Source organism: Planktosalinus sp., assembly GCF_059864935.1.
Genome location: NZ_JCBCCK010000324.1, coordinates 1 through 3,190, shown reverse-complemented (window position 1 = coordinate 3,190; position 3,190 = coordinate 1). Strand labels below are relative to the sequence as shown.

The 3,190-nt window shown below is 36.6% G+C and carries 5 protein-coding genes; 1 reads left to right on the top strand and 4 read right to left on the bottom strand.

Features of this window, described 5'->3' with window-relative positions; translation table 11 throughout:
- The 4 genes from AC6F75_RS10490 to AC6F75_RS10475 form a co-directional block, all read right to left on the bottom strand.
- Positions 1–309, bottom strand: a 309-nt coding sequence (locus AC6F75_RS10490; RefSeq protein WP_500714973.1) for a type II 3-dehydroquinate dehydratase, incomplete at its 3' end; no start/stop codon positions are given.
- A gap of 10 nt (positions 310–319) precedes the next feature.
- Positions 320–832 (bottom strand): hypothetical protein, encoded by a 513-nt coding sequence (locus tag AC6F75_RS10485; protein ID WP_500714972.1) that lies wholly within the window; start codon positions 830–832, stop codon positions 320–322.
- A gap of 85 nt (positions 833–917) precedes the next feature.
- Positions 918–1,409 carry a hypothetical protein gene (locus AC6F75_RS10480; RefSeq protein WP_500714971.1) on the bottom strand — a complete coding sequence of 164 codons (492 nt, stop codon included), beginning with the start codon at positions 1,407–1,409 and terminating at the stop codon, positions 918–920.
- A 153-nt stretch (positions 1,410–1,562) separates the two neighbouring features.
- Positions 1,563–2,105: an outer membrane beta-barrel protein gene (locus tag AC6F75_RS10475; RefSeq protein WP_500714970.1), complete on the bottom strand. Its 543-nt coding sequence runs from the start codon at positions 2,103–2,105 to the stop codon at positions 1,563–1,565.
- Between the two features lie 122 nt (positions 2,106–2,227).
- On the opposite strand from AC6F75_RS10475, the gene xerD reads away from it, so the two are divergent.
- Positions 2,228–3,124 (top strand): site-specific tyrosine recombinase XerD, encoded by an 897-nt coding sequence (gene xerD / locus AC6F75_RS10470; RefSeq protein WP_500714969.1) that lies wholly within the window; start codon positions 2,228–2,230, stop codon positions 3,122–3,124.
- The last annotated feature ends 66 nt before the right edge of the window (positions 3,125–3,190 follow it).

Below are 3,190 nucleotides of genomic sequence, written 5' to 3'. Positions count from 1 at the left end.
GGCAAAGGTATTTGAAATATGCACCTCTACAACCGGGGTTGAAACAGCTCTCACCACATCACCAATGCCTACTGAAGTGTGGGTATAAGCCGCAGCATTAAGTACAATTCCGTCAAAAGAAAATCCGGTTTCCTGAATTTTATTGATGATTTCACCTTCAATATTGGACTGGAAGTATGTCAATTCCACATCGCGGTATTTGAATTGCATTTCAACAAAAAAGTCATCAAAACTTTTAGACCCGTAAATGTCGGTTTCCCGTTTTCCGAGAAGGTTTAAATTGGGCCCGTTGATGATGATGATTTTCATTATTTTTAATTTAAAATGCTACTTCAAACCCTAAATGTACGGCACTGAATGTTTCAAATTCACCAATTATGGATGAGTATGACAGAATTGAACTAATAGGCCCCCAGCTTAAACCAATTTTTGGTTTGAAGTAGAAACCACTTTCACTTTCGAGACTTTTGTCCAAATGTAATCCATAACCAAGATCAGTTCCCACAAAAATTTCATCGATAAAATAATATCTGGCCGATGCTGAAAGGGGCAATACATTTACATCTTTGGCATGCCCTCCGCCCATAGCCGGAGGAAGTGAATTACCCTTCCCAAAATAATTGTGATAACCCACTGAGGGCCCCAATTGCAATGCACCCGTAATATCAAATAAATACGTCAAATCAAGACCAAGCCCAAAAACTGTTTCTACCGGGTAATTGCCCGTAACAATTCCTAAAGAGCCTTCTAATTTGACTCCTTGTTTTTGTTGGGCAAATGTTACTGAAGTTGTAAAAAATAAAAAAGACAAGACCAATATCAGGTTTTTCATATATTATAGGATTAATTGACAGGCTAAAATAATAAAAAAAGGGAGAGCGTTTGCCCTCCCTAAATTGAACTTTTATAAAAAATTTTTAGAAACCGAATTCCACTCCTACACCGATAGCAGAAAAAGTTCCGCCGCCATCTACACTAACTCCAGAATAGGAAGCTAAAACAGCTACTGAGCCGAAACTGTAACCAGCTTTAGGTTTGTAGTAAAACCCTCCATCGTTTCCGTCAGGAGATAAACCAACGGCGTATCCTAAATCTGCGCCAAAGAAAAATTGCTCAGAAGCGTAGAATCTTGCCGATGCAGCAACTGGAAGAAAAGAAGCGTCTTCAACCTCAAATCCAAAAATTTCATCACCTATATAGTGAAGATAGCTAAGTGCTGGACCAACTTGGAAAGAATCAGCCACTTCAAAAAGATATGCAAGATCAACGCTTCCTGCAAAAGTATAGCCGTCAGAAACATCCCCAATAGGTAAACCTAAGGTAATTCCGGCTTTAATTCCTCCCTCCTGTGCATGCACAGAAGTAAATCCAAAAACTGCAATAGCAGCAATAAGTAATACTTTTTTCATAATGTCTAAATTTGTTAGTTAATTGAATCAAAACTACAAAAAAAAAACTATTTGAATAAGCAATTAATGAAAAAATACGTCATTTGCCCTATGTTCATAAATGCAAAAGGCCACATAATATGTGGCCTTAAACAGTTTTTATTGTTAATATCTTTAAAGGAAAGAATAGCCCAATGCAAGTGAAAAAACACTGTTTTTGCCATCAGCATCTTTGGTTACATTGCTAAAGCCAATATTGTATCTGGCATCTATGCGTAAACCAAATGGCAAATCCACACCTGCACCAATGATACCGCCAACATCAAACTTTTCAGCTTCTGCATCACCAGCAATTCCTGCAAATGAAATTTCATCGTTAACAACAAACCCAAATTGAGGCCCTAATTGTAGATTTAAACCTTTGACCAAATAGTATTTCATAACTATCGGGAAATTGACATAATCTAAGTTAAATTTACCCAGATCAAAATCGGCTCCTTGTTGCGAATATAACATTTCAGGCTGTATGGCCAGTTTATCATTAAATTTAATAGCCATAAAAAACCCGGCGTGAAATCCGGTTCTGTTATCCAAATTCACTGAAGCATCGCTAATCGTTGCAAAGTTAACCCCCGCTTTTACGCCAAGGTCTAACCCTTGTGAATATGTGTTCACCATAAAAAAAGTGACAAATACTATCAATAAAATACGTTTCATAGTTTTAAAATATTTAAGTTAGTAAAACAAATATAAAAGCTATAAACTCGCTTTTTATTAAACTTTCATTAAAAAATGAATATAGGCTTTATATTTTTACTTTTTTAATATTTTTTTCACTTATGAAATGGCAACAGGCATTAAAAGATTATCAAAATTACCTGCGTATCGAGCGCGGTTTGTCTGAAAACACCATATTCAATTATTCATATGACATCAAAAAATTAATGGGTTGGCTTGACACCAATCAAATTCAGGTGTCACCTGTTCAAATTGACGAAAATCAGGTACAGGAATTTATCTACCAACTGGCAAAAAACGTCAATCCGCGTTCTCAGAGTAGAATTATCTCGGGTTTAAAAGGTTTTTTCAACTATCTGATTTTTGAAGATTACAGGAAAACCAATCCGCTGGAACTCATTGAATCACCCAAAACCGGGCGAAAGTTGCCCGATACTTTGTCACAACAAGAAATCAATGCCGTTATCCAAGCCATTGACTTAAGCACCCCTCAAGGCGAAAGAAACCGTGCGATGCTGGAAACACTTTACAGCTGCGGTTTGCGTGTTTCAGAGTTAACCCATTTAAAAATCTCTGATTTGTTTTTTGATGAAGGCTTTATTCAAGTTACCGGAAAAGGAAACAAACAACGTTTTGTACCTATCGCAAATGTAACCATGAAGTATATTTCGATTTATATTAACGAAATAAGGGCACATGAAAACATCGTAAAAGAGTTTCAAGATGTTCTTTTTTTAAACCGAAGGGGCAAAAAACTCACCCGTGCCATGATTTTTACCATCATAAAACAACTGGCAGAAAAAGCAGGAGTTAGAAAAACAATCAGTCCGCACACATTCAGGCACTCATTTGCAACCCACTTACTCGAAAACGGGGCAGATTTAAGAGCCATACAACAAATGCTGGGTCACGAAAGCATTACAACTACCGAAATTTATATGCACGTAGACAGAAAATACCTGAGTGATGTGCTGTTGAAGTACCACCCAAGAAAGTAGTTTTTAAAAACACTTATTTAAATGAAAACACAAAACTTTTCCCTATTTTCTTGAATAATTAGGCGA

Bases quoted from the DNA above. Each gene is read 5' to 3' on its own strand.
- AC6F75_RS10485 (WP_500714972.1), bottom strand. From the start codon at position 832: ATGAAAAACCTGATATTGGTCTTGTCTTTTTTATTTTTTACAACTTCA.
- AC6F75_RS10480 (WP_500714971.1), bottom strand. From the start codon at position 1,409: ATGAAAAAAGTATTACTTATTGCTGCTATTGCAGTTTTTGGATTTACT.
- AC6F75_RS10475 (WP_500714970.1), bottom strand. From the start codon at position 2,105: ATGAAACGTATTTTATTGATAGTATTTGTCACTTTTTTTATGGTGAAC.
- xerD (WP_500714969.1), top strand. From the start codon at position 2,228: ATGAAATGGCAACAGGCATTAAAAGATTATCAAAATTACCTGCGTATC.